At 33.6% G+C, this 25,532-nt stretch carries 26 protein-coding genes and 1 other annotated feature; of the genes, 1 reads left to right on the top strand and 25 read right to left on the bottom strand.

Annotation, left to right across the window (positions count from 1 at the left end; translation table 11 throughout):
• Positions 1-222: 222 nt before the first annotated feature.
• The 14 genes from EUBIFOR_RS02460 to EUBIFOR_RS02515 all read right to left on the bottom strand — a co-directional run bounded on the left by EUBIFOR_RS02460 (position 223) and on the right by EUBIFOR_RS02515 (position 12,321).
• Positions 223-711, bottom strand: a complete 489-nt coding sequence (locus tag EUBIFOR_RS02460; protein ID WP_040466089.1) for a hypothetical protein — start codon at positions 709-711, stop codon at positions 223-225.
• A 17-nt stretch (positions 712-728) separates the two neighbouring features.
• Positions 729-1,493 carry a hypothetical protein gene (locus EUBIFOR_RS02465; protein ID WP_050755939.1) on the bottom strand — a complete coding sequence of 255 codons (765 nt, stop codon included), beginning with the start codon at positions 1,491-1,493 and terminating at the stop codon, positions 729-731.
• Positions 1,494-1,515: 22 nt separating this feature from the next.
• Complete coding sequence (locus tag EUBIFOR_RS02470; protein WP_003864324.1) at positions 1,516-2,169, bottom strand: class I SAM-dependent methyltransferase; 654 nt, start codon at positions 2,167-2,169, stop codon at positions 1,516-1,518.
• Positions 2,159-3,094, bottom strand: coding sequence for an acyl-CoA thioester hydrolase/BAAT C-terminal domain-containing protein (locus EUBIFOR_RS02475; RefSeq protein ID WP_003864325.1), 936 nt, complete (start codon positions 3,092-3,094; stop codon positions 2,159-2,161). Before EUBIFOR_RS02475 ends, EUBIFOR_RS02470 begins: the two co-directional genes overlap by 11 nt.
• A 5-nt stretch (positions 3,095-3,099) precedes the next feature.
• Positions 3,100-3,900: a class I SAM-dependent methyltransferase gene (locus EUBIFOR_RS02480; protein ID WP_003864326.1), complete on the bottom strand. Its 801-nt coding sequence runs from the start codon at positions 3,898-3,900 to the stop codon at positions 3,100-3,102.
• Positions 3,897-4,673, bottom strand: a complete 777-nt coding sequence (locus tag EUBIFOR_RS02485) for a hypothetical protein (protein WP_003864327.1) — start codon at positions 4,671-4,673, stop codon at positions 3,897-3,899. The genes EUBIFOR_RS02480 and EUBIFOR_RS02485 overlap by 4 nt, the downstream gene beginning before the upstream one ends.
• Positions 4,674-4,931: 258 nt before the next feature.
• Positions 4,932-6,590: an AAA family ATPase gene (locus EUBIFOR_RS02490; RefSeq protein WP_040466090.1), complete on the bottom strand. Its 1,659-nt coding sequence runs from the start codon at positions 6,588-6,590 to the stop codon at positions 4,932-4,934.
• Between the two features lie 370 nt (positions 6,591-6,960).
• The gene (locus EUBIFOR_RS02495) at positions 6,961-7,728 is read right to left on the bottom strand and encodes a zinc ribbon domain-containing protein (RefSeq protein WP_003864329.1); all 768 of its coding nucleotides are present in this window, start codon (positions 7,726-7,728) and stop codon (positions 6,961-6,963) included.
• Between the two features lie 325 nt (positions 7,729-8,053).
• The gene (locus EUBIFOR_RS13205) at positions 8,054-8,395 is read right to left on the bottom strand and encodes a hypothetical protein (protein ID WP_003864330.1); all 342 of its coding nucleotides are present in this window, start codon (positions 8,393-8,395) and stop codon (positions 8,054-8,056) included.
• A complete protein-coding gene (locus tag EUBIFOR_RS13210; protein ID WP_003864331.1) occupies positions 8,386-8,646 on the bottom strand; it encodes a class I SAM-dependent methyltransferase in 261 nt (86 codons plus the stop codon). Before EUBIFOR_RS13210 ends, EUBIFOR_RS13205 begins: the two co-directional genes overlap by 10 nt.
• On the bottom strand, positions 8,637-8,780 hold the full coding sequence (locus EUBIFOR_RS13215; protein ID WP_003864332.1) for a hypothetical protein: 144 nt from the start codon (positions 8,778-8,780) through the stop codon (positions 8,637-8,639). The genes EUBIFOR_RS13210 and EUBIFOR_RS13215 overlap by 10 nt, the downstream gene beginning before the upstream one ends.
• A gap of 202 nt (positions 8,781-8,982) precedes the next feature.
• Positions 8,983-10,896, bottom strand: coding sequence for a lysine--tRNA ligase (gene lysS, locus EUBIFOR_RS02505; RefSeq protein WP_003864334.1), 1,914 nt, complete (start codon positions 10,894-10,896; stop codon positions 8,983-8,985).
• A 44-nt stretch (positions 10,897-10,940) separates the two neighbouring features.
• Positions 10,941-11,152, bottom strand: a binding site (T-box leader).
• Between the two features lie 40 nt (positions 11,153-11,192).
• The gene (locus tag EUBIFOR_RS12065) at positions 11,193-11,753 is read right to left on the bottom strand and encodes a TetR/AcrR family transcriptional regulator C-terminal domain-containing protein (protein WP_003864335.1); all 561 of its coding nucleotides are present in this window, start codon (positions 11,751-11,753) and stop codon (positions 11,193-11,195) included.
• A gap of 10 nt (positions 11,754-11,763) precedes the next feature.
• Positions 11,764-12,321, bottom strand: coding sequence for a manganese efflux pump (locus EUBIFOR_RS02515; protein WP_003864336.1), 558 nt, complete (start codon positions 12,319-12,321; stop codon positions 11,764-11,766).
• 54 nt (positions 12,322-12,375) lie between these two features.
• Between EUBIFOR_RS02515 and EUBIFOR_RS02520 the strand changes: the two genes are divergently transcribed.
• Entirely contained in the window at positions 12,376-13,452 is a 1,077-nt protein-coding gene (locus tag EUBIFOR_RS02520) for an Mbeg1-like protein (RefSeq protein WP_003864337.1), read from the top strand.
• Here EUBIFOR_RS02520 and EUBIFOR_RS02525 read toward each other — a convergent pair.
• The 11 genes from EUBIFOR_RS02525 to EUBIFOR_RS02575 form a co-directional block, all read right to left on the bottom strand.
• On the bottom strand, positions 13,449-14,075 hold the full coding sequence (locus tag EUBIFOR_RS02525; RefSeq protein WP_244264141.1) for an SdpI family protein: 627 nt from the start codon (positions 14,073-14,075) through the stop codon (positions 13,449-13,451). The genes EUBIFOR_RS02520 and EUBIFOR_RS02525 overlap by 4 nt on opposite strands.
• On the bottom strand, positions 14,062-14,340 hold the full coding sequence (locus tag EUBIFOR_RS02530; protein WP_003864339.1) for an autorepressor SdpR family transcription factor: 279 nt from the start codon (positions 14,338-14,340) through the stop codon (positions 14,062-14,064). The genes EUBIFOR_RS02525 and EUBIFOR_RS02530 overlap by 14 nt, the downstream gene beginning before the upstream one ends.
• 110 nt (positions 14,341-14,450) lie before the next feature.
• Complete coding sequence (locus EUBIFOR_RS12320; RefSeq protein ID WP_003864340.1) at positions 14,451-15,341, bottom strand: O-acetyl-ADP-ribose deacetylase; 891 nt, start codon at positions 15,339-15,341, stop codon at positions 14,451-14,453.
• 2 nt (positions 15,342-15,343) lie between these two features.
• Positions 15,344-15,637, bottom strand: coding sequence for a hypothetical protein (locus EUBIFOR_RS02540; RefSeq protein WP_003864341.1), 294 nt, complete (start codon positions 15,635-15,637; stop codon positions 15,344-15,346).
• Positions 15,638-15,688: 51 nt separating this feature from the next.
• On the bottom strand, positions 15,689-16,609 hold the full coding sequence (locus EUBIFOR_RS02545) for a patatin-like phospholipase family protein (protein ID WP_003864342.1): 921 nt from the start codon (positions 16,607-16,609) through the stop codon (positions 15,689-15,691).
• 50 nt (positions 16,610-16,659) lie between these two features.
• Positions 16,660-18,003 carry a radical SAM/SPASM domain-containing protein gene (locus EUBIFOR_RS02550; RefSeq protein ID WP_003864343.1) on the bottom strand — a complete coding sequence of 448 codons (1,344 nt, stop codon included), beginning with the start codon at positions 18,001-18,003 and terminating at the stop codon, positions 16,660-16,662.
• A gap of 201 nt (positions 18,004-18,204) precedes the next feature.
• Positions 18,205-20,208: a bilirubin reductase, long form gene (gene bilR / locus EUBIFOR_RS02555; protein WP_003864344.1), complete on the bottom strand. Its 2,004-nt coding sequence runs from the start codon at positions 20,206-20,208 to the stop codon at positions 18,205-18,207.
• Positions 20,209-20,216: 8 nt separating this feature from the next.
• Positions 20,217-22,139, bottom strand: coding sequence for an oxidoreductase (locus tag EUBIFOR_RS02560; RefSeq protein WP_003864345.1), 1,923 nt, complete (start codon positions 22,137-22,139; stop codon positions 20,217-20,219).
• A 195-nt stretch (positions 22,140-22,334) separates the two neighbouring features.
• Positions 22,335-23,162: a DUF4300 family protein gene (locus EUBIFOR_RS02565; RefSeq protein WP_003864346.1), complete on the bottom strand. Its 828-nt coding sequence runs from the start codon at positions 23,160-23,162 to the stop codon at positions 22,335-22,337.
• 218 nt (positions 23,163-23,380) lie between these two features.
• On the bottom strand, positions 23,381-24,754 hold the full coding sequence (gene rlmD, locus EUBIFOR_RS02570; RefSeq protein ID WP_003864348.1) for a 23S rRNA (uracil(1939)-C(5))-methyltransferase RlmD: 1,374 nt from the start codon (positions 24,752-24,754) through the stop codon (positions 23,381-23,383).
• Complete coding sequence (locus tag EUBIFOR_RS02575; protein ID WP_003864349.1) at positions 24,751-25,512, bottom strand: methyltransferase domain-containing protein; 762 nt, start codon at positions 25,510-25,512, stop codon at positions 24,751-24,753. Before EUBIFOR_RS02575 ends, rlmD begins: the two co-directional genes overlap by 4 nt.
• Positions 25,513-25,532: the final 20 nt, after the last annotated feature.

The following is a 25,532-nucleotide window of genomic DNA, read 5'->3' on the forward strand; positions in this document are numbered from 1 at the left end:
CATCTCTTACAAAATTATATATTTCCTTGATTCTTTCAAATTCATCCAATTCCTTCCACTTCTTCTTTTGAATCAATTCTTGAATTGCAGGATTTGAATAATCAAGCATTTCTGTTTCTCTAAGATACTTATCCATCATTTTTCACTTATCCCTTCAGGATTTCAGATTTGAACCTACAAAACCTCAAAATCACTATCGCAATATTTACATAACGACTTTGATCAAATTTCACCAAGCAATACCACAATTCCTGCAACTACAAGTGCAACCACCAAATATAGTACAGTAGCCACTCCTCGTTTTATCAACACAGTCTTCCAAGACTTTACATATGGAATTCCTTCCATACCCTCTATATGCCAGATTTTGCTGTGTCCTACCCATAATCTGTCAATCACAATACCATCAAACCAATTCATGACCACAAGAAATAGGCAGGCTTGAAGATATGCCGTTTTTAAATCCGTAACATGATTCCAAACAGAAATAATCAGGATCAAAGCCACAAATATAATGATACAAAAAGGGATCATGAACCATTTTGACCTTTTCATGACAGTTTTCTTATCGGCAATACCACGTTTTTGTGCTTCCACTAAAAAATCTTTCGGATAAAAATATAAACAGTTACTCCCATCGTTTTTTACTGCACATTTTATTAATAATGCATACAACAGACAATATAAAACATTTTGTAAAAGTAATAACATTTTTGCGATACCTTCTTTCAAAATGTCAACTCAGGTAATCGATCTGTCTTAATAATCATTTCTAACATTCTGGCAAATCCATCTGGATACCGAATTTGATACTCCATATGGTTCAATCCCTCAAAAACTGGAAAATTCTCATATTTATAGGCTTGCATTACTGCATTTCTATATTTAAAATGATCTTCTTTACTACCAAATTCCCAGAATGTATGTTTTTGTAGCTCTTCTGATAATTTTGGAAATGGCTTATCTTCTAAACTATCATCCATCTGTTTTCTCAAATTTGTATATGACAAATTCTTTCCTGCTTCAATAAAATAAGGCTTAATATTATCATCGTCACACCACATAATTTTCTTCAATGTTTTCCCATTTGTCCAATACAAACTTTTCATGGCCACATATAAAAATGGAACCATAATTCTACGTGTTATCTTACCAATCTGTGCAAATTGACCACCATCAAAGAATATATGCTTAACCGGTATTTTTGTATCTGTTAGAAATACCATCGCAAGATCTGCACCAATCGAAGATGCTACTACTAGTTCAATCTCTTTGATCCCATGATCACTTAAAAATCGTTTAATCTGTTGTATCTCATCACTTTTACCTAGATACTTTTGATTTGAACAATAAACAGTAGATGTTGGCATAACACAATAATATTTATCTGACAGTTTTTCGGCAATTGGCATACTGCTTTCTCCAGTTACACCCATCGCATGAAAAAATAAAATCACAGGATTCAATTCATTTCCAATTGTTTGAAACAACATAATCTCACCTTCTATCCATACATTATTTTGTGCAACAAAAATATACCATCGATCCATCTATGTGAAGATCTATTTGTTTGTACATCTCTTTTAGAATATTTCTAAGTTCTTCCTCCGTTTGAAATGGTGGGGTGAACCATCCTTTCTTAGAAAGAATATGATTCACAAGCCAATCTGTTCTTTTAGATTTACCCCTAATATAAAAACATCCTATAAAGGTACCACCTGGTTTTAAAACTCGCCACGTTTCTTGAAATGCCTTTTTCTTATCTGGAAAAGCATGAAATCCATTCATAGAAACCACAATATCATAGGATTCAGCATTCATTTTTAAATTGGATACATCCCCCTGAATACATTTAATATGTGTATACCCATCAAATCTTTTCTTAGCTTGTTCAAGCATATCCATACTGTAATCAAGACAAATAATATGCGCATCTTTTAAAGCTATCCACTTATGTTGGGTAAATACAGCTGTTCCAACTGGAACATCTAGAAGATTACCTGAAAAATCATTTGGAATATATGATAATACTTTCTGTGCTATATCATTATCATTAGTACCATTCCAAAATAATTTAATATACAACTTACTGAAAATATTTCCCTGTGTCAAAACATCATCATAAATATTCTTTGATGATTCATACGCATTTTGTATTTTATCCGCCATATCCAACTTCACCTTTTTTCCATTCTTCAATCGCATTCCTAATACGAACATCAATATCTATGCGTGTTTCAAGGCATTCCTTTGGATGTTTTCTTGCGGATTGAAACGCAAATTTCACAAAGCTTGCTGAACCAATTGGAAGCATCATCTTTAACATGCTTTCTGGAAAAACAAAATGAGTCCCATATTTATACACAACAGCTTCTAACTTGCATATATGTTCTCGTTCTTCCATGCGACGAATGTATTTTGCAGCATCCCACAACACATCATCTTCAGCGCCAATCAACAATAGTTTTCCATGAATCTTTTCAATCTTGATTTTTTCTTCTTCCAAAATCGGATGAACGGCTTCTGAATCATCAAACAACTTTCTAGAATTGATCATATCACCTGTTCGCTTTGTTTCTTGTTCAATCACATGCCAATATTGAGGATGTTTATAACAAAATGGCATATATGGAAGCGGTTTTTCTCTATATGAAAATAGTGATTCACCTTCGATCGGCCATTCTTTACAACCATCTTTTTTACCTTGCATAAAGCCTTGCCAAATAAAATCACTTGGAGTTAAGCCAATTGTCAAAGTGATATCTTCAAAATAAGAAGCTGCCGTAAGTGCTAGTGTTCCTGTAGTGGATGCACCCACAATTCCAACCTTCTTGTTTCCATGTACTTTTAGCCATCTTATCGCATTCTCTATTCGTTCTAAAGGATAATTATGATGTCCATAATCTTTTTTTGCGGGTGACATAGTCATTACATTTAATCCAAGTTTATGTAACCATTTTACAGATGTACAGGCTAAATAATCCTGGGAATCATCACCAATCATGGCAATCATCGCACAATCTGAATCCGTTTTGCATTTCCAATAGTCACCATAAAATCCGTCTGTGTGTACTTCAAAATGAATTTTCTTCATCCGTATTAACCCCTATTCTTCAAAACTATAATTTTATTTGAAATATTTCGAACCAATGGAATCCATCCAAACAAATGATAAATAGGATGCAATTCTTTCATACCTTCAATCAAACTAACTTCCTTTTCAAAAATAAATTCTGGTAAAATCTTTTGTAGTTCATTTCCATTCTTTACACCCCATAAAAATTTAGCATTACTTTGATCTATCGACTTTTCTTTCATATGCTTTACTACAAAAGGCGACATAGTTTCGACAAGAACAGTTACTTTTTTAAAGGATTTTTCAATAATAGAAAACATCTTCTGCACTTCTTTTTCGTCTAAATACATAGTTAACCCTTCAATGATCACTAGAATATCTTCTCCATGATACTCAATATCATGGACATAAGAATCATCCATAGCTGATTTTGCGATTTGATACATTGGCCCTGTTTCAGTAAGAAACTGTTCCCTTATCTTCATAGTTTGAGGCAAGTCAAGATTATACCAACGAAGATATTTACCTTTCATTCTGTAACAACGAGTATCCAATCCACATGCAATATTTACTACAACTGCATTTGTATGAACATTTAAATATTGTTCGACCATACGATCCAATACAATCGTTCTTGCGATAACACCACTACTCATAGCACTATCTTTATCAGCTTTAGAAAAATCATAATCTATATTTTCAACAATATGTACGGCAATATCATCCTTGATTTTTGCATTTTGACTATTCGTTTCTTTTGCTCTAGCATATAAAGTCTGAAGCATTGTCTCTGAAACACCTGTAATATCTATTTTTGATTTCATAATCCAACATCTCCAATTACAACATTTCTTACTTCTTCTATCCACTTGTCAGGATGGCAACAAAACATTTCTTCATGCTGCATATTAAATCTATGAATATCTGGATTCTTAAAATATGTATAGTATCTCTTTTCATATTTTTTACCCATTTTTGTCGCATAAAATACGTGAATTTTTGTGTTTGGCACATCCATATTGTGTTGAACTTTTGTCACTAAATCCGAATAGAACTGATTATAAATACTCTTCTTTGTGATCCAAGAACCACCTAAACCAAACATATCTAAAAATCCATTCACAAATTTCTTCTTCGAATCATCCATTTGTGCAATCTTTTTCTCCATAAGTTTTGGAAGCGTTCCTGTATGCACCATTTTATACATAATAGGCGTTACTATAGATGCCTGAATTGTAGCCATCACCTTTCCAGCCTCATCCATATCACTACTTCCAATAATGCCATGATCCATATGAATTCTTTTTCTTTGAATCAACAAAGAAACAAAACTGCCTCCAAGTGAACAGCCATAAGCGGCTTTAATTCTTCCGCCATAATGATCTATAATTTCTTGTTCAATCTTTTCACACTCTTCTTCCATCGAATGAAATTGAGTATTCTCATTTGGATCAAAGCCATCATAAGAAACAACCACCGTATAAAAATATACATGTAATCCTTCTAACACATGATCAAAACTACTATATAAGCAACAAGTGCCCGGAAACAAAAAGATGACTGGTTTACTTTGATCTCCACTTTTATAAAACTTCATAATTAACCCTTAAAATGTTAGATAAAACTAACTTTTTCTTAGCTTCAGTTTACCACTGCAATTAACGACACGCAAGAACAATATGTAGTACAAAAGAAAAGACAACTCCTCTTAAGAATTGTCCAATATATGATTTATTTATTCCTTCAATAAATTATAGTATCATTTGTTGATATAGAAAAAGAGTAGAAGCTGTACCACACAATACAATCTCTACTCTAGTTTTGTAATTATCTTATTTCTTAATCAACCTTATCATCAAACAATGCTTTTAGAACCATGTTCCACTTTAACTACATAGCACTGTTTCTTATAGAAAGATATTCCATAGCCAATTACATTTTCATATTTTTTAAATTTATGTTCTTCAAGATATTTTTGTTCGACAATTTGTCTTGCTCCTTCTTTAGCATCATCAATCAAATCATCTTCACTTATTGAATGTTTACACTCAATAAGCACGATTGTTCCTAAGATATTTTCTGGTAAAACACATACATCAAATCTACCATTTCCAGATTCTTTATTAGATACTACCTCATAATCATTCAACAATCCTACTAGAAATCCATGATAAAAGGATTCTTGATTATCAAAATAACTAATACTTCTTAATAGTATATCATTCAACAATAGATTTACTTTTTTTGCATCTCCATCCACAAATTCTTGATACAATTCACCTTTTCTACTTGTTGTATAATCTTCAAAATATGACATGAAGGATTGTTTATAGATTTCATAAACCTCCTTATTTGGGATAACCAATTCGTATTGATTTTCTCCCCTATCTTTAATGACCTTTAAATATCCAGTTAGTAATAAAAAGCTATAAATATTATTGATATTATCCATTTCACGATACGTAAGTTCAGGCTTGATATATTTAATAAGGGATTGACCATTCATTAATAAATCAAACTCCTTGCGCAATTTTTTATCACCATTTTGAATATACTTAACAACAAGATCATTTCCACTAGTATTTGCCCAAAATGAAATTGGTTTAAAAGACACATCTTGCGTTATATTTTTTACATACATGAGTGTACTCCATGGATTATAGATTTCGTTATTGCCAAATTGATATCCATCATACCATTCTTTTACTTCATCCATCTTTTCTGATAAATTATAATCCTTTAACAACTGTTTAACTTCCGATTCAGTAAATCCAAAAGATTCACTACTAATATTATTTAAAACAGAATAAGCCGTAAAATTATTCAATCCAGTAAAAATACTTTCCTTAGAAATACGAAGGCATCCAGTCATAACACCTTTTTCTAAAGCATCATTCGTTTTAAGCGCTGAAGAAAAAACACTTCTTAAAAACTCAACCATTTCTTCATAATAATTATTTTGATATGCAGCCTGTAAAGGAACATCATATTCATCGATTAAAACAATGACTTTTTGTTGATAATAAGCATATAACGCATTTGTTATGACTCTCAATGAAATTTTCAAATCTTCAACACAAGATGAACGATTATGCAATTTATTTAAAATATCTTTAGTTGTATCCGACAATTGATCTGAAGATAATATTTCTAAGTTTTTATCTAACAATTCATAAATCACATTTGAAAAAGATGAAATTTGCGCATCAAAAGTTAAGCTTTTCATTTCCTTTAAAGAAATAAAAATCGTTGGATATTTATTTTGAACCTTTAAAGCATTCTTATTCTTCGAAATATTTAAGCCATCAAATAGATAAGAGTTTTCCTTTTCTTTGATTGAAAAAAAATAATAAAGCATCGACATATTCAGTGTTTTACCAAATCTTCGAGGTCTTGTATATAAAACAACTTGTTCATTTAATACATCTTCAATGAAATTTGTCTTATCTACATAATACGCACTTTTATCAATCATCATCTTAAAATTTTCAATTCCCGTCGGTAACAATTTCATTCTATCAATTCCTTTCACAGTTATTATACTTTATATTATTAACTTTTTCTTCAATTCCTCATAAGATTTTAAAATTCACATAACTAAAAAAAACTTCCTTTATCAGGATATCCAATTTTCTAGGGGTCTATGAAATGCAATTATTTTCATTCCTGATTCATTCTCTTTTTTTATATCTGATATAACCGTTTATAATTATTTCGTTATGTTCATTGCTTTCAACCAGGAGGTATTCCGATTTGTATTTCAGTTTGCTTTAAAAATGGAGAATCCATATTTCAGGACTCCCCATACATCGTACTAATTATGTGAATTTTTCTTGCTTGCACAAAAATCATTAACTCCAATGGTTTACTATTTTTCTTTATTCTCATCTTTTCTTATACAATACAAGTTCCGGATTTTTACCGTCTTCTTCATAAGTGCAAATAAGAATAAAATCCATATCTGCAACAACGCCGAAACATCTATCGCCGCCGTATTCACATTCAAGCTGATTGCCCAGATATGTCTTTGCCTCATTCAAAAACTTAGCCACTTGCCCATTTGGAAGCTGGTACTCAAGATTCACGTACTTTCCCACAAGGGCATTCAGTTTTTCCACCTTTGGCATTCCGTCAACATTCAATTCGTTAATTTCAATGATTAACTTTTTCTTAAATTCCTCAAATTGACCATTATCACTAAGCTCATCATATTTCTTCCAATAATCCAAAGAAGGAAGCAGCTCTTTCATATAAGAACGAGCTTGTTCCTCCGTGAAATTCTCGCTTATCATATTTTTAACACAAACTTCAATCAAATCGTCCATATCATTGTAAGTATACGTTCCATCGGCATAACACCACTTACAATAGTCCTCATTAAAAGAACCATCGTGATTATGCCCGATAATATTATCATCTTCAAGCGGCATTCCACAGCATTGACAAACAAGCTTTCTCGGTGAGCCTAAAAGTGTATTTATGGAAACATCGAATACTTTTGACAGCAATTTCAATGTTTCCGTATTAGGAACTGTTTCTCCGTTTTCCCAACGTGAAACCGCCTGACGACTTACAAAAACCTTTTCTGCAAGCTCATCCTGCGACATTCCCCTTTGGGTGCGAAGTTCAAGTATAACCTGTTTTGTGTCCATTATGAAGTACCTCCCTTACACCTTTATTATAATCTCACGCATTATCTAAAACTAGCAACTCGCAGTTGCTATCGTTATGACTCGCCTTTTTTATTCCCGGCTAAACAAATTTCACAATAATAGTTTTGATCATTTGTATCCGCAGACGGATAACCTTCAAGCTCCACTGTTGTTCATAGCCAAACTTCAACCTCCTTGTGCTTAGAGTATATGAAGTTTTGGCTTTTACTTGTAGTTTGCGAATATCCGTATAAATAGAAAAAGCCCTTTGAGAAAAGGATTTCTCCTCTCTCAAAGGGCAGGTTGGCAAACTGAAAGTTGTTTATTAAACCTTTTTAACCTTAACCAACAACATCATAGGTCTACGCATTTCATGACACATTCCCGGCATACCCATCATATCTGCCGAAGGCATTGCTTCCTCAATAGCCTCAATTTGAAAACCACATTTTATAAGTGGATTCAATATCTGCGTTAATGTGTGGTGCTGTTTAATTACTCGTTGACCAAGAAAATTGGTTTCTCTTTCGCCTGTGTAATAGTAATTGTCGATTGGCCAATATTTAGGTTTCCCATTTTCATCATAAATCCAATCCTCATTAACACCGGCGGTGAAAGTCGGATGTTCAATATTGAATAGGAAATACCCACCTACTTTTATGTGCAATACACCTTTTGATAAACATTAGCTAAATTTTCGATATAGTGCAGTACCAGGTTAGAAACAACTAGGTCATAAGTATTTTCAGGATAAATGTATTCTTCAACACCGCAAACTTTATACTTGATTTTGTCATCAGAGTTATCAGCTACTGCTTTTGCAATCATTTTTTGACTACTATCAATACCAAGAATTTCAACAGCTCCCATTTGTGCGGCATATTTGCAATGCCAACCGTAACCACATCCTAAATCCAAAACTTTTTTCCCTGTAATTTAGGGAATAACGGTTGCAACTGATGCCACTCTCCAGCAGCTTTCAGACCATCTTTGCTTCTTCCCATTTCAGCATATGCGGCAAAAAATTCACTATTATCGTAAATATTTCTCATTGATAATTACCTCCACAACTTCCAATTTATCTTTTTCTTTCTGAAAATGGGCAATTCCACAATGGAACTGCCCATATATTTTGAAAATTATGTGATTTTTAAGGCTCTGCACCGTTTCAAGCACCATTTGGTGTATTTACGTATTTTTAGAGCTTTTTCACAAATGAAGTACATCCCGTTTTGTCGGGTAAAACGGTACTTCTTAATAAAGCTTAGCACCTGCAGGAATGTTGTCATCAACCATCAATAAATTCAAGCCTTCGTGACCATTTTCTTCATGAACAGCTGAGATCAACATACCTTCAGAATTGATACCCATCATTTTTCTTGGTGGTAAGTTTACAATCGCAATTGCAGTCTTTCCAACCAATTCTTCTGGTTCATAATATTCGTGAATTCCGCTTAAAATAACGCGATCTTTACGTTGACCGTCATCCAAAGTGAACTTTAATAGCTTCTTAGATTTTTCTACAGCTTCACAAGCGAGAACTTTAACAGCACGGAAATCTGACTTACTGAATGTTTCAAAATCTACCATATCTGTGAAGATTGGTTCGATTTTTACATTCGAGAAATCAACCTTTACAGGTGCAGATTCCACTGGTTTTTTAACTTGCGCTTTCTTGTTTGAATCCCCCAAGTTCTTCATGTGAGGGAATAATAATACTTCACGAATTGTTCTTTGATCTGTCAACAACATTACGAAACGATCAATTCCAAGTCCTACACCACCAGTTGGAGGAAGACCATATTCCAATGCTTCTACATAATCTGTATCTACTTCGTTGGCTTCATCATCACCTAATTCACGAAGTTCTAATTGTTTTTCGAAACGTTCTCTTTGATCAATTGGATCATTTAATTCAGAGAATGCGTTCGCATATTCGTGTCCACAAATGAACAATTCATAACGATCCGCAAATCTAGGATCCTTCTTATTCTTTTTAGCTAATGGAGAAATGGATGTTGGATGACCATATACAAATGTTGGTTGTACAATTGTTTCTTCAACATATTTTTCGAAGAATAAGTTGATGATGTGTCCAACTGTATTATGGATCTTTTCAACTTCAATATCATGTTCCTCAGCCAATTTCACAGCTTCTTCATAACTCATATCTTGCCAGAAATCTACACCACAAGCTTCTTTGATCGCATCAACCATGTGAATACGTTTGAAAGGAGCCTTTAATGATAATTGTGTTCCTTGATAAGTAATATCTGTAGTACCCAATACTTCATTAGCTACTGAATCAAATAAACCTTCAATCAAGTCCATCATTCCATGTAAATCACTATAGGCAACATACGCTTCAACGGTTGTAAATTCAGGGTTATGCATCGCATCCATACCTTCATTACGGAATAAACGTCCAATTTCATAAACACCTTCTAAACCACCAACAATCAAACGTTTCAATGGCAATTCAGTTGCGATACGCAAATAGAAATCCATATTTAATGTGTTGTGGTGCGTTACGAAAGGTCTAGCACTTGCACCACCTAAGATTGGTTGCATAACTGGAGTTTCAACTTCCACTAAACCTTGACCATCCAAATAGTGTTGGATTGCACGAATAATTTTTGGTCTTGTTAGTGCAATATGCTTAGCTTCTGGATTCATAATCAAGTCTACATAACGACGACGGAAACGCTCTTCAACATCTGTTAAACCATGGAATTTTTCTGGTAAAGGACGAAGTGATTTTGAAAGATGTGTATAATTTTTAGCACGAACAGACAATTGCCCATGATCTGTCTTCATAACAGTACCTTCAATACCTACGATATCTCCAATGTCATTTTTCTTGAAGATTTCATATTGATCATCCCCAATTTCATCTTTACGAACATAAATCTGAATTTGACCTTCACGATCCTGGATATTCATAAAACCAGCCTTACCCTGACGACGCTTCGTCATGATACGACCTGCAATCTTAACAGTTACTTGTAATTCATCTAATTCTTCTTTTGTCTTGTCTTCATAAGATGATTTGATAATACCCGAATTTGAAGTACGATCATAACGAGATCCAAATGGATCAATACCCATGTCAATCAAATCTTGCATCTTTTGACGACGAACTTGTTCTTGTTGCGTTAACTTTTCCATTGTTTTCTCCTTTTTCTTTTATCCATAAAAAAAGGCACTTGCCACAAAGGGACGAAGTGCTCGTGTTACCACCCTAATTTACCAGACAAATCACTTTGTCTAGCCTTAGTCACTGTCTATAAACAGCGCTTCCTTTAATGCAGGAAATACAAATAGCTCCAAGTCTTTATTCCCAATTAGTCCTACGCTTTTTTTCACCAACCAAAAGCTCTCTAAAGTATTTCTAAAAGGTACTCGCCCTCTTCATTGCCTTTTTATACGCTTTTATCCTACTAGACAATACACAATTTGTCAATTTAAGATTTATCCATATATCGAATATTTAATTCTTTAATACTGTTTTTAAATAAAATATCAATCTTGGCATAATATGTTTCTACATCCGGTTCAAAATTACGAGAAATCCAATACTTTAAAAAGTATAATAAATCATTCGCATAATAATCCACTAAAAAATCCACTGTGAACCTTGAATCCAACCTACTCACATCTAAATAAGAAAATACATTTCTAAATATTTCTTTAAACACATTACTCATTAAATCTTCAAAACCATTCTGTCCTGTGATTCTGTAACAAGATTTAAAGAAATCACGATCATCACTTACAGTCTGAAAGATATGTTTTATAATTTGAGGATTGGATTCATGCTCAATCCCTTTATAAAACATACGATGAATCAAGTATTCTAAAGCCTCATACTTATCCATAAAATGATTATAGAAAGTTCCACGAATAACACCTGTTTTATCGCAAATCTGTTTGATTGTGATCTTTTCGAAAGGCTTTTGTTGCATCAAAATATACAATCCCTCACTCAGAAGATCTTTCATTGTCACCTTTTCATTTAATGTCATGAAATCACCTCTACAATCGAATTAATTTAAAAATTAATGATAAGCTCATAAATAAGTATACGACTCCGCAAAGAAAATAATAAACCTTTTGATATCTGGCACCATTATAATATCCAATATAAAAATGAATCATATAGCCAGCAAGTACAATTAAAAATAAGACTAAAGACTCCATCAAATAAGGAAGATTCATATAATAACAGCCAACTCCAACAAAGAAACAGTCCAATCCTCCAATAAGAGCCAATTTAATAATTTGTTTTGTATCAAACTCTTGTAGTCTCTCCACAAACTTTCCACGCTTAAAGCTATAGATGATCATTCCATTTCCAAGAATCAAAAAGACAAATATCGCAACATATTTATTCAATGTTGCCAATGGACGTCCAAAAATATATGTGGACATTCCATGTCCTAATAAAAACATACCTGAACTGCATAGCGCAAAAATCAATCCATAAACCAATGCTTTTGAAAAGCGAATATTACGAATTGAAGCACCCTGTTCTAGTGCACATACAAATACGTCTAAACTCAGACAAATACACAAAATTCCAAATATCAACATAACAATCCACCTTCACTAACTTTATTGTATACGAACTTTATAAAATTTAAAATTATGGATGAACATATTTCATTAAATGTATTTATGCACTACAATAAACCTATGAAAAACATCATTGACTACATTAAAGAATACGGAAATTTAACCCTTGAAGAATACCCATTTAATAATGTGGACTCTTTAATTCTCTCACAAATTTCCTATATTAAATTTGAAAACTCAAGCATTGACATCGAATCCGAAATCCATTTATTAAGTGATTTTGAAAATGAAATTAATGATTTATGTACTAATACCCGAGTACCTGAATTAAACGAGGAATTATTCCTTCAAACGATTCATTCACTACGATATGAAGCTATTACGATTTCTCATCTACAAACTAATTTTGACAAAGATAATGAAAAACAATTCTGTGCTATGACTTATCACTTACCCAACCAAACAGACTACATTGCCTTTCGCGGAACCGATGCTAGTTTTGTAGGATGGAAAGAAGATTTTAATCTTTGTTTTCAAGAAAATATTCCCAGTCAAATTTCTGCATTAAACTATGTAAACAACTATAAGACAAATCATAAGCTCATCTTAGGAGGACACTCCAAAGGAGCCAACCTTGCCCTATATGCAGGCATACATACACATAATCCAATTTATTGTATATACAATCATGATGGGCCTGGATTTCTTACACCTTATCAAACGGATAAGAAAGTATTTAAGACCATACCACAATCGAGCGTTATTGGACTCTTACTTGAAGAAACAAATAATTATCAAATCATTCAAAGTGATGCCATATCTATCCTTCAACACGATCCATTTACGTGGTGCGTTGAAAACGGTGATTTTATTTATCTTAAACAAAATGATCAACTATCTAAACATACACAATCTACACTATCAAAATGGCTTAAATCCATTGATATCAATACTCGCAAACAAGTCATTGATACCATTTATTCTATCTTTTCAGATTATGAAAACCCAAAAGATTTAAGAAAGAATATCGATATAGCTGAGATGATCAAATCCATTCAGAATATGGATAGTCAAACTAAGAAAATGATTAGTGAAACGATTCAAGTCTTATTCAAATGTATTCAAAACGAAATCAAGCGAGGATTTTAAATTCCTCGCTTAAATAATATGTAGCTATAAATACATGGAATAATAGTCGCTACAAGAATCACAACAATGCCCATTGTCACATAACCAAGTAATCCAAGTACTATAAATAAGATTCCAGCAATGACCATACAATAGCCACCCACACGATTTGATAACACCCAGTTTTCATCACTATTTAAAGCCCACGATGTTTTAATTCCAACCGAATAATTCCGTTTTACTTTCGGCAAATAATTACCTAGTACAATAAGTAATACACCAACTAAAATATTCATCACAAAACTTACATCAAACGAATATCCCAATCCAAAATAAATAATTGTCATATTTGTCACAATACAAACAACGGGACAAATCATAAATAAAATATTCATCATAAAATCTGGAATATTATTTCGCTTTGGATCTTTTACACTCACAAAACAAGTAAATACATGAATTGCCAAGCACAAAAACAACATACCAAATAAACCCATAAACTTAGGCATTGTACCATCGACTTGTCCATTTACATCAAAATGGGTTGGTACAACATCTGGAAGTTGATTATAGAAAACTAGATTCAATACCAAAGGAATCACAAACAAAGCTAAACTAAACATAAACCATTTATTTTTCAACATCTTCATTCCCTCCAATAAAAGATTTAAAATAACACAACATCTCCTCAAAAACAGATGCGTTGATTTGATAAAAGATAAAATTTTTATCCTTCTCTTCACAAATCAAACCTGCATCCTTTAATAAAGATAAATGATAGGAAACGGTTGCCTGAGACATATCAAAATGACTCGCAATATCTCCAGCTGACATTTTGCCTTTTTTTAATAAATTCAATATGTCTCTTCTAACTGGCGCACCTAGCGCTTTAAATGTTTTTTCAAACAAAGTATCACCACCTATTTAGAAATATTTCTAAATAGATTATATACCTTTTAAATATTATTTCAACTCTATTTAGAAAATTTTCTAAATAGTTAACAAAAAAATCAGGAAGACTACTCTCCCTGATACGATGTATATTTCTGATATTCCTTTGTCGTTTCTTCATCAAAACAATACAAACTGATCTTCATTGTATAATCACTATTCGCATCCAACCAATCCGCAATCGTCTTTAATACAAGGGGCACTGCCTTTTCTACTGGATAGCCATAAACGCCACATGAAATAGCTGGAAATGCGATTGTATGAATATCATACTTACGAGCTAACGTTAAGCTATTCCAATAACAATCTCTTAACATATGCTCATCTTCATGTTTACCTGAATACATCGGACCCACAGTATGAATTACATACTTTGCCTTTAAATCATACCCTTTAGTAATCTTAGCCTGTCCTGTTTGACAGCCATTTAATAATTTACACTCTTCAAGTAACATGGGACCGGCCGCTCTATGAATAGCGCCATCTACACCGCCGCCACCCAAAAGCGATTCATTCGCTGCATTGACAATACAATCTCCATCAAAAGTAGTGATATCTCCTTTTACTACTTTGATTTCACTCTCTAAATTCTTATTGTCTAAAATCATTTCAATTAAAACCTTTGGTAAAAAATATGAATCTTTCCAAGGATTTAATACAACTCCACTTACACCTTGTGTATCATGCACCATATGGAGTACATCCATCACACTTTGATTTAATGTTTCTGTAGCCTGACCCAAATCCACTTGAGCCTGCGTCGTAAAAGCGACAAATACATCTTGTCCATCATCTAAAGATAATCTTCGATAGACCTTTTCACCATTTGCATCGCCAACAGGAATAATAAATTGTTTTTCTTCTTTTGCCAGTTTACGAATCTGCGAAAGAACCTCCATATTCTTTTCACGAGTTCCTTCTTGATATAATTCTTGAATCAATGTTTCTAATTTTTCCATACCTATTTCCTTACTACAAATGTCAAACTAAAAGGAAAAGCTCCAATCACATCTTGATAAATAGAGTCATCAATAAAGAATCCCTCTTTCATTGCACTTTCCTTTAATAGTGAATCTAACGAAATAAATTCTTCCTCGCTGATTTTAAAATCATTAAAACAATATCCATCATTAAAACGTTGATAGTTAAATACTTTATCCATTAAATCCCAAGTACTGACTTCGCTACCATCTTCTAATGTATCCATATAGTTTAATAATTCATTTACGATTTCTTGTTGTCTTTCTTGTACCATAAAAATCACCTACACTTATTCTAACACAAAATGAAAAAGAGGCATGGCCTCTTAATCAATTTCTAAATATTCTTTGATTCTTTGAATCTGATTCAAACCATCCAAATATCCCATGTAGTAAAGATTGGCGAGTTTATCCACATCTCCCTCTACACGCGATACATTCACAGGCTTGCTTGGGGCAATCGTAAAGATTCTTCCCTCATTTTCAAGCCTTGCTAATTCATCACACTGTTTATTGTAGTCACTATTCATTGATTCTAGCTTCTTTTCTAAAGCTGGATAGCCTGCATACAATCTTTTCGTCATTTTTTGAACCAAAGGATTCGTCTCACCCTTTCGATACTCTCTTTGACGTGTACGAACGACAATAATCTTTTCAAAATCATGATCCAACGCCCATTGATACGCTATCTTATCACTGCAGCCACCATCTAAATATAAACCATCTTCAATTTCAACCATCTTTGAAACATAAGGCATGGTTGCACTGGCTTGTACGGCTTTAAAAATATCTTGCGTTTTATTCTTACTAAAATATTCGGGTCTTCCCGTTTTACAATTCGTACATACCGCAATAAAATCACGCGTTGGATTCATAAAACGAGGCATATTTAATGGATCAAAATATTGAGTTCCTTTCATCAAAAAATCAAATCCAATGATTCCTTTGTTGTTTTTAAAAGCTTCTAAACCAACATATCGAGAATCATGACGATACCCTAAATTAATTCTAGCACTACGACCAATTTGACCAGCTACATAGTTAAATCCGTTTAGTGCCCCTGCACTTGTACCTACTGTACACTGCATATTGATTTCAAACTGCATTAAAGCATCTAATACTCCTGATGTATATAATCCTCGAAAGGCACCTCCTTCCAGGACAATACACCCAGGAACAACTTTATTTGAAGTATTTCCATTTGGAAGTTTGGATATTCCCGAAAAACGCTTATTATTCTTCTTCATAACATCCCTCCTTCTTAGCTGAAAATTTTAAACTTATTTTTTTTATTTGTCTACTTCTTTTGTTCATTCCAAAGCTTGTCAGCCATTGGCTTCCAATTTTTTGCATATGGAACTGTCTTTTCTAATAAGTGATCCACATCTTCTAATGATTCATAATCTGTATTGACTGCTTTACTTTGTTTAACCAACTCTTGAATGCGTCCCGCATTTTCTAACATTGGGCAAGGTCTTAACATATTTTCATTAAATGGTTGATTATCATGATAAGCCTGGAACAATGGAGATCTTAGTGCATCAAGTAATGTCGTATCATGAATGTTACAGTTTGAATAATGAATAAATACACATGGTTCTACATCCCCTTTGGCATTGATATGAAGATATCTTCTGCCTCCGGCAATACATCCACCCACATATTGCGCATCATTTTGGAAATCCATAGTGAAAATTGGTTTTTCACTTCTGAACTTACGAATCTGATGATAAACATACGCTCTTTGTTCTGGTGTTGGAAGCAATTCTTTCACAGCCCCATTTCCTACTGGCATATAGTGGAAGAACCAGCAGAATAAAGCACCTGAATCAATCATTAAATCAAAGAATTCATCACTTGCGATATCTTTATAGTTTGCACTTGTATAACAAGTACTAATTCCAAAAGGTAATTTGTGTTTCTTTAATAATTCCATGGCACGCTTTACATTTTCATAACAACCCTTACCACGTCTAGAATCATTGGCTGTTTCAAAACCTTCCAAACTAATAGCTGGCACAAAGTTTTTAACTCGCAACATATCCTGACAGAATTCTTCATCGATCAATGTACCATTTGTGAAAGATAAGAAGGCACAATCGGGGTGCATTTCACAAATTTTAATCACATCTTTTTTACGTGTTAAAGGTTCTCCACCCGTATAAATATACATGTAAGTTCCTAATTCTTTTCCTTGACGGATAATTGAATCAATATCGTCTAAAGATAAATTTAATTGATGACCATATTCAGCAGCCCAACAACCTGTACAATGCAAATTACATGCAGATGTTGGATCTAATAATACAGCCCAAGGAATATTACAATTATATTTTTCTGACAATTCCTCTTGTTTTGTACTACCATTTAAAGACGCATTAAAAATATAGTTTTTAAATACAGTCTGCCGAACATCTGCATCTAAATCATACAACTTTAAAATGTAGTCATACCAAACACCTTTTTCATCAATTTGTTCACGAATCACTTTACGCTGTGATCCATACCAACCTTCAGGCATAACCTTATCTACTAAATTCATTAATTTAGGAATGTTTGTTTCTGGATCCTTCTCCAAATACTTCAAAGCTTGATTCATACCAAACTTTTGAACACTACTCTGTAAAGAACTAAAATTCATAACGATTCCTCCGGTTTCATTTATAATTTCATTCTAGTTCTTTAAAAATGAGTTTTTAATAGACAAATTTTCAAATATGTAAATATTTATGAGCTATGGTCATTATTTTTATACCGTTTTGAGATATATATTATATATAATTTATATATTTATGAACCACGGTCATTTTTTTGTGAAAAAAGAAGGTGTTTTCACACCCTCTTAGATTTCATTGGCAGCCTTATATCCTGTACGAATAGCACTTGCGATATCCGCTGTTCTTTCACCACTGCAGTCTCCTACATAAGTAAATGGAACACTTAACTTACTATCATCAAATACATTCTTTTTAGAACCTAATGCATTTATAATTGTATCTGAAGCAATTTCAACATTTGTTTCATCTTTTGTATTCACTGCATAGATGACATTATCTTTAATTTCACTAACACGTGTATTCACAAATTTTTGAACATTGTGTTCTTTAAAATCAGCTTCCATCAATGGCAATACGGTTTCAGATTCTTGTGCCGCAATTTTATCCATCATTTCTACAATTGAAACTTCTAGACCTTTATTTGCCAAATATTCAGCGGTTTCAGCACCTACTAAGCCTCCACCTAAGACTACACATTTACCGGATACTTCTTGACCATTCAAGATATCCCAACTTGATACTACATTTGAATTTTCTACAGGCATAGGAAGATCCATATTGTGAGCCCCAATGGCCAAGATCACATGATCAAATCCATTCAATTCTTCCATTGTTGGTTCGTGGTTTAATTGAATGTCTACTTTACCAGGTAAGAATTTTTCGTAGTATTGAACCGAACGTAAAATTTCATCTTTTCTAGGTGGAACTGATGCGATATTGATTTGTCCACCTAAACGATCTGATTTTTCAAATACAGTCACTGTATGTCCACGCTTATATGCTACACGAGCTGCTTCTAAACCAGCAAGACCTGCACCAACTATGGCAACATTCTTAGTTTCTGTACATGGTTTAATGAAGATTGTTTCTTCATCTCCATTTTCAGCATTTAAAACACAGCTTAAGTAACGACGAGATTGGATGGCATCTACACAACCTTTATTACAGTTCAAGCATTCACGAATGCATTCACCTGTTTCCACTTTATTGGCAATATCTGGGTCTGTTAACAAACTTCTTCCATAGCCAATCATGTCAGCTGTACCATCTTCTAGAATCTTTTCACCAGCTTCCACACTAACAACACGACCCACTGTTGCCACAGGACAAGAAACAACGGCTTTTACTTTTTCACAAGCACCTAAAGTCCAGTTGTATGGAACCGCACCCATAGGAGGAATTGTATCGCCCATGTTTCCTGTGTGGTTAGCTTGAGCCACTTGAATCATATCAATTCCTGCTGCATCTAACATTTTTGCGAATTCAACCGCTTCATCTTCCAATAAACCACCTTTACCACGTAAAGATCCATCTGGATTTACAGTAATGATTGGAAGTTTATATTCGACCATCATGGATGGAGCCGCTTCTTTAATCGCTTGTAAAACTTCTAATGCATAACGAGTACGATTTTCTAAGCTACCACCATAATTATCTGTACGGTGATTTAATACTGTAGAACATAATGAACCAAGTAAACGGTCCCCATGAATTTCAATCGCATCAATACCAGCTTTTTGTGCTTTTCTAGCACATTGGGCAATGCTGTTTTTAATAGCTGTTAATTGTTCAACACTTGCTTCAGTCACAAAGTGCTGCATATCATGATGTAATTTTGCGTAGGCACCCTTTGTCAATTCGTCACAGATTTTTTGTTGTTTTTCAGCCTCTTCTAAATCATTGGCAGCCTTCGCTTTTGCCGCCAATTGACCAGCAATCCCAGCTTCCATGATCATTTTTCCAACGCCTTGAACATCATATTCTGGGTGGAACAATTGTAAAGCGACTTTACAATCGTATTCATGTAAGGCATCTGCCAATTTTTTATACATTTCAATTTGTGATTCATCATATAATTTTGGTGTTGGACTTGCCGTACGAACAGGAGCCACATCACCAATAACAATATAGGAACATCCACCTTTGGCAAGTCTTGTATAGAAAGCTAATGAACGAGGACCAATTGATCCGTCTCTTTCTTCATATCCTGTTGTCAAAGGGGGAAACATAATTCTATTTTTAAAAGTTAAGTTACCAACTTGAATTGGTTGTAGTAATTTACTTGTCATATTTTCTCCTATATATTTTTTGCGATTTCATGCGCATTTGTGATCGCATCTTTTAAAGTTCCTACTTTTTCACAATCACCAATGTAGTGTACATTTTCAGCTTCCACTTCCACTTTCTTAGGTGCATAACCGACTGCGAAAATTAAAGTATCCGCTTCTGTAAGCTTGTGTTCAACACCCTCTTTTACATACGTAATTGTATTTTCATCCACACTTGTTACTTGTGCGTTCAATTCGATGCGAACACCTTTCTGCATCAATCTTTGTGTCAATCTAGATTTTGCAGCTCCACCTTCACCAGGCATTAAGTTATTTGTCATTTCTAATAATGTAATCTTACGATTCATTGGGAATAAGTCATTGATTAATGGTGCTAAATAATCGGCTGTTTCACATCCAACACTTCCACCACCTAATACAACAATATTACGTCCTGGATATTTCTTTCCAGATAATACATCGTCTGCAGTCATCCAATTTTTAAATACTTTGAATGGAGGAATTTCTTTTGGAGTAGCTCCACTTGAACATACGATTTCGTAATCTTTAAATTCATTTTCAAGCATTTCTTTTGTGACTTCTGTATTTAAACGAACTTCAACACCTTCATGATCTAAACGACGAATCATAAATTTAATAACTTTACACAATTCTTGTTTCGCAATTGGAACCGCCGCAAGTCTTAATTGTCCACCAAGTTCATTTGATTTTTCACAAAGAACAACTTCGTGTCCACGTTTTTTAGCAACATATGCCGCTTCCATACCAGCAGGACCACCACCAATGACTAATACTTTTTTCTTATCTGTAGCTTCTTCAATCGTATCATCTTCCACACTTGGATTTACTGTACATCCAATACGTTTACCCATCATGATACCTGTTAAACAACGTCCACATCCAATACATGGACGAATATCGTCTACTTTACCTTCAAATGCCTTATTCGCAAATTCACTATCACATAAGTTTGGGCGACCAATCATACACATATCACATTTTTCATTGGCGATTAATTCTTCAGCCATCCAAGGTTCATTAATACGTGCTACAGTGGCAACTGGAATATTTACATGCTTTTTGATTTCTTCACTTGAGTGAGCGTGAGGTGCTGGACTTGTACCTGGTGCAGGCATACTTGATCCACGTTTGATTGTGTTACCACCAGATACGTGAATAAAGTCAACTCCAGCTTTTTCTAGTTGCTTACAAACATAGATTTGATCATTTAATGTCAATCCACCTTCACTATATTCATCACCACTAATACGAACATCAATAATGAAGTCATCTCCACAGTATTTACGAACAGATGCGATAACTTCTAAACATAAGCGTAAACGTCCATCAATATTTCCACCATATTCGTCCGTACGTTTATTATATAAAGGCGTTAAGAAACCACCTAATAATCCGTGGGCATGAGCACATTGAATTTCAACACCATCACCACCGGCAATCTGAACACGGTGAGCCGCTTGACCAAATTGATCAACGATTGTGTGTAATTCTTCAATTGTTGCAGGTCTTGGTGCACTTTGTGCATAATAAGGACCCACACAGCTTGGTGCAATTAATTGAGGTGTTCCTGGAACTGGGAATGCCATATAAGCTGGGTGGAACAATTGTGCTAAAATTTTTGTTCCATATTGGTGTACGCCATCCACCAATTTTTTCCATCCTGGAATAAAACTATCATCATAAATTGACATATCTCCTGGAAGATATACATACGTTGGTTCTACAGTTACAACTTCAGTAACGATAAGTCCAACTCCACCTTTTGCACGTGCAGAATAGTGTGCTACTAAATCATCTGTAACATATCCTTTATCGGCCATGTTCGTTGAAATAGGTGGCATAAAAATACGGTTTTTTACAGTTGTTTTTCCAATTTCAATTGGTTCAAATAAATGTGGAAAATTATTCATTTTCTAAACTCCTCCTCATAGATTCTTATTATTTTATTCACAAATAGACATAAAAAGCCTATCCCTTTTCTTATGTTTATTATTATGAATTAAAAAATAAAAAGAATGCGCTACCATCATTATAACGCATTTGTTAACATAAAACTATCTATTTGGTTAATTTGTGAACTTTTTTAGTTAGGATTACTTAACAATTTACCTTAAAATTTCATCATTGATTGTCACAATCGGATCAAGTTCACTGCCATCTCCATATAGGTCCGGCCTTGATAATAAATATTCCTTTACTTGTTTTTTATTTTGGAATTTTGTTGCTTGAAAAGGTGCAATATTACTATATTTTTCAAAATATAAGTATCCATCTTCTGTATTCACAAGTAGTCCTGTATGACCTACAAAACGAGTATTTTCTTCAGGAACATGTAAATATATACTTACGATCGAAATGGTATCTGTTTTTAATTGGATATGTCTTGATTTTAAAGTCTCTACAATTTTATCTTCTTGTTTCTTTAAAGTATCTTCATTAGATACATCAATCGAATGAAACAGTGTGACAAAATCCTTTATCTTTTCTTCACTTGTCTTAAATTGTTTAACTGTATTTAATGCTTCTACATCAAACATTAGCCAAGTATCATTTGAATCCTCATCTTTTGATGTTTCAACTACATTTTGAATCAATGAAAAGGCAGTTAAACGACAATTTAACCAATTTAAATAAGCATACGATTTAGCTGTATCATCCAAATACAACGTATCATAATTTACGCCGTCTTTTGGTAAGCGAACAAAACCTTTCTTATATGAATACTCTTTCGAAATCGAATTAAATTCATTCACCCAGTCCATGACTTTCTTTACATCTTTTTTAAGCAATTTATTTTGAATCATTAAATCTGCCACTTCATTTCGTGTCTTTTCATCGACTAAATTTGAATATGTAACAGAACTTGATTGACATCCACTCAAACCAAATGTCATACATATTGTAAGGATGATTGTTAATAGTTTTTTAATCATATATTTCTTTACCTTTCACCAACTTTATTATACGCAAATAAGAAAAGGACTTCAGTTCATATGCCTGAAATCCCATGTTTTTATTTACCATATCTACGTTTTGGTTTATCATCATTTAAACGTCTTCTTGGTTTATATTCACCATCTTTTCGATCATCAAATCTACGTCTAGGCTTATCCTCATCAAAACGACGTCTTGGCTTGAAGTCACCATCTTTTCAATCATCGAATCTACGTCTTGGCTTATAATCACGATCTTTGCGATCATCAAAGCGACGTCTTGGTCTATAGTCATCATTGCGAACAAGTAGCGTAACACTTTCTACATGTGGAGTTTGACTAAACATATCGACTGGTTGAATCTTGACAATACGATATTCTTTCTTTAATACGCCTAAGTCTTTAGCCAAAGTCGCTGGGTTACAAGATACATAGATCATCGTTTTGATCTTTGATTTTAAAATGGTTTCCTTCATTGTATCATCCAAACCAGAACGAGGCGGATCCACAATCAATGTATCCACATCTTTTTCTTGCACTAAGTGTGCTAAAGCACTACCCGCATCTTCACAAATGAAAGATACATTGTCTGCATGATTTAACATCGCATTTTCATTGGCATTATCAACCGCATCCTGAATGGATTCAACGCCAATAATTTCTTGCGCCTTATCTTTCACAAATAAACTGATGGCACCAATTCCACTATAGGCTTCAACCGTAGTCTTTGATCTTGGCATCCAATCTTTAACCACATTATAAAGATTCACGGATTGTTTCGTATTTAACTGGAAGAAAGATCTTGGAAGTAAAGAAAGTTGAATATCTTCTAATTGAAGATGCATCTTTTCTTCTCCCCAAATAAAACGCATATCCCCAAATACTTCGCGTTTTGTTTCTGTTTTTACACTTTGCCAAATCGAAACAACACCCTCTAATTGAGTTACGTCATGAATAAATTCTTCACTTAGATTTTCTTTTCCCGTCACAAAAATAATTTGAATCTTAGAATCAAATTCTTTCATGACCAACGTACGATAACCTGTTTTCTTTTTATCATCATACATCTTTAAATGATGTTCATTCATGATTTTTAAAACAGCCTGACGTGTCTGTTCTAAAAGTTTTGAGTGCACATAACATCTTTCCATCTTTTGGAAATGATTTGTGTCACGCTCATACATTCCAGTATATAATTCACCATATTCTTCACCAAAAGGAAGTTTACAACTATTACGATAAGATAATGGTTCCGGATTCTTTATGATTGGTAATATACGACCATTATAATCTGCATACTTAATTAATGTCTCCTTTAAATTTCCCTCTTTCATCTTACATTGAGCCGGATATTTCACGTGCATCAAGGCACATCCACCACACTCTTTCCAAATCGGACATAAAGGATAACGACGCTTTGAACTCTGTTCTACCAAACGAGTCATTTCACCAATCAAGTATGTATTTTCATCACTTTTAATATCAAATTCGATTACTTCTTCAGGAATGGCATTTTCAATAAATACAGGCTTTCCTTCATGGAACGCAATCCCTTCACCATTGATTCCCCATTTTTTTATTGTTGTTTTCATATTTTTTTGTACACAGTTACGACAAATTCAAACGTAACCTCTAACCTTTCTAATTCTTTTACACGATCAAGACCAGCTTGACTTGTTTTATATCGATATGGTGTCATTTCCAGTAAAGACCATACATCATCCACCATCTTTGTTTCTTGAATGATATCTTGACTCATCAATTCATATTGTTCTTGTATTTCTGGCATTTCATTTTCGTAGGGTGTGTCATACAATACTTCTTTTAATTCAAAACAATGCTTAGGACCCGGACCCACTACAATCCAATATCCATTTTCTTTTAGAATACGATAGATTTCATCTTGGCCTAAAGGCACAAAAATACTGGTAACACAATCTATACTCTCGTCTGAAAAAGGCATATCAAATAAACTCCCCACAATATATTGTGTATGTTTATCTTGTTTAGATGCATGAAGTATCGCTTCCTTACTTAAATCGATGCCATAACTCTGTTCGAAGTTTGCACCAATCTCTTTTGTGTAATAGCCTTGACCGCAGCCAGCATCCAAATACACATTTCCTTTTACCTTTTTCTTTACATATTGACGCATAAAATCATAATAATCTTTTTCCAAAAAATCCGTGCGCGCTTTGACCATTAAAGCATTGTCCCCATGATTCTTTGTCTGTTTACGAGATAAGTTCACATAGCCTTGTTTTGCACAATCAAAAGAGTGATTATTTACGCATCGAAATGTTTTACTTTCTTTTATTAGTTTCTCTTTACACACCGGACATATCAACATAGAAAGATTATAACATAAAA

This window comes from Holdemanella biformis DSM 3989 (assembly GCF_000156655.1).
GTDB classification, from domain to species: domain Bacteria; phylum Bacillota_I; class Bacilli_A; order Erysipelotrichales; family Erysipelotrichaceae; genus Holdemanella; species Holdemanella biformis.

Bases quoted from the DNA above. Each gene is read 5' to 3' on its own strand.
- EUBIFOR_RS02460 (WP_040466089.1), bottom strand. From the start codon at position 711: ATGTTATTACTTTTACAAAATGTTTTATATTGTCTGTTGTATGCATTA.
- EUBIFOR_RS02465 (WP_050755939.1), bottom strand. From the start codon at position 1,493: ATGTTGTTTCAAACAATTGGAAATGAATTGAATCCTGTGATTTTATTT.
- EUBIFOR_RS02470 (WP_003864324.1), bottom strand. From the start codon at position 2,169: ATGGCGGATAAAATACAAAATGCGTATGAATCATCAAAGAATATTTAT.
- EUBIFOR_RS02475 (WP_003864325.1), bottom strand. From the start codon at position 3,094: ATGAAGAAAATTCATTTTGAAGTACACACAGACGGATTTTATGGTGAC.
- EUBIFOR_RS02480 (WP_003864326.1), bottom strand. From the start codon at position 3,900: ATGAAATCAAAAATAGATATTACAGGTGTTTCAGAGACAATGCTTCAG.
- EUBIFOR_RS02485 (WP_003864327.1), bottom strand. From the start codon at position 4,673: ATGAAGTTTTATAAAAGTGGAGATCAAAGTAAACCAGTCATCTTTTTG.
- EUBIFOR_RS02490 (WP_040466090.1), bottom strand. From the start codon at position 6,590: ATGAAATTGTTACCGACGGGAATTGAAAATTTTAAGATGATGATTGAT.
- EUBIFOR_RS02495 (WP_003864329.1), bottom strand. From the start codon at position 7,728: ATGGACACAAAACAGGTTATACTTGAACTTCGCACCCAAAGGGGAATG.
- EUBIFOR_RS13215 (WP_003864332.1), bottom strand. From the start codon at position 8,780: ATGAGAAATATTTACGATAATAGTGAATTTTTTGCCGCATATGCTGAA.
- lysS (WP_003864334.1), bottom strand. From the start codon at position 10,896: ATGGAAAAGTTAACGCAACAAGAACAAGTTCGTCGTCAAAAGATGCAA.
- EUBIFOR_RS12065 (WP_003864335.1), bottom strand. From the start codon at position 11,753: ATGACATTAAATGAAAAGGTGACAATGAAAGATCTTCTGAGTGAGGGA.
- EUBIFOR_RS02515 (WP_003864336.1), bottom strand. From the start codon at position 12,321: ATGTTGATATTTGGAATTTTGTGTATTTGTCTGAGTTTAGACGTATTT.
- EUBIFOR_RS02520 (WP_003864337.1), top strand. From the start codon at position 12,376: ATGGATGAACATATTTCATTAAATGTATTTATGCACTACAATAAACCT.
- EUBIFOR_RS02525 (WP_244264141.1), bottom strand. From the start codon at position 14,075: ATGTTGAAAAATAAATGGTTTATGTTTAGTTTAGCTTTGTTTGTGATT.
- EUBIFOR_RS12320 (WP_003864340.1), bottom strand. From the start codon at position 15,341: ATGGAAAAATTAGAAACATTGATTCAAGAATTATATCAAGAAGGAACT.
- EUBIFOR_RS02540 (WP_003864341.1), bottom strand. From the start codon at position 15,637: ATGGTACAAGAAAGACAACAAGAAATCGTAAATGAATTATTAAACTAT.
- EUBIFOR_RS02545 (WP_003864342.1), bottom strand. From the start codon at position 16,609: ATGAAGAAGAATAATAAGCGTTTTTCGGGAATATCCAAACTTCCAAAT.
- EUBIFOR_RS02550 (WP_003864343.1), bottom strand. From the start codon at position 18,003: ATGAATTTTAGTTCTTTACAGAGTAGTGTTCAAAAGTTTGGTATGAAT.
- bilR (WP_003864344.1), bottom strand. From the start codon at position 20,208: ATGACAAGTAAATTACTACAACCAATTCAAGTTGGTAACTTAACTTTT.
- EUBIFOR_RS02560 (WP_003864345.1), bottom strand. From the start codon at position 22,139: ATGAATAATTTTCCACATTTATTTGAACCAATTGAAATTGGAAAAACA.
- EUBIFOR_RS02565 (WP_003864346.1), bottom strand. From the start codon at position 23,162: ATGATTAAAAAACTATTAACAATCATCCTTACAATATGTATGACATTT.
- rlmD (WP_003864348.1), bottom strand. From the start codon at position 24,754: ATGAAAACAACAATAAAAAAATGGGGAATCAATGGTGAAGGGATTGCG.
- EUBIFOR_RS02575 (WP_003864349.1), bottom strand. From the start codon at position 25,512: ATGTTGATATGTCCGGTGTGTAAAGAGAAACTAATAAAAGAAAGTAAA.